The sequence below is a fragment of the Halomonas sp. 141 genome (assembly GCF_002810305.1).
GTDB classification, from domain to species: domain Bacteria; phylum Pseudomonadota; class Gammaproteobacteria; order Pseudomonadales; family Halomonadaceae; genus Vreelandella; species Vreelandella stevensii.
The window spans coordinates 1-284 of record NZ_PINZ01000165.1 but is presented as its reverse complement, the minus strand read 5'-3'; the positions used below and the strand labels follow the sequence as shown (position 1 = coordinate 284).

The following is a 284-nucleotide window of genomic DNA, read 5'->3' as shown; positions in this document are numbered from 1 at the left end:
CGTCCCATAGGGGGTTCGAACCCCTGTTCCCGCCGTGAAAGGGCGGTGTCCTGGACCACTAGACGAATGGGACGTATAAACACGTATGATTCATTACATACGCGTTATGGAGCGGGAAAGGAGATTCGAACTCCCGACCCTCGCCTTGGCAAGGCGATGCTCTACCACTGAGCTATTCCCGCAACTCCGATAACCTGAACGATACGATGGCGTCCCATAGGGGGTTCGAACCCCTGTTCCCGCCGTGAAAGGGCGGTGTCCTGGACCACTAGACGAATGGGACG

The 284-nt window shown here is 57.0% G+C and carries 3 tRNA genes; all 3 read right to left on the bottom strand.

Annotation, left to right across the window (positions count from 1 at the left end):
* Positions 1 to 73 (bottom strand) — tRNA-Glu (locus tag CWI66_RS17850).
* A 34-nt stretch (positions 74 to 107) separates the two neighbouring features.
* A tRNA-Gly gene (locus CWI66_RS17845) sits at positions 108 to 182 on the bottom strand.
* 25 nt (positions 183 to 207) lie between these two features.
* Positions 208 to 283 (bottom strand) — tRNA-Glu (locus CWI66_RS17840).
* Position 284: the final 1 nt, after the last annotated feature.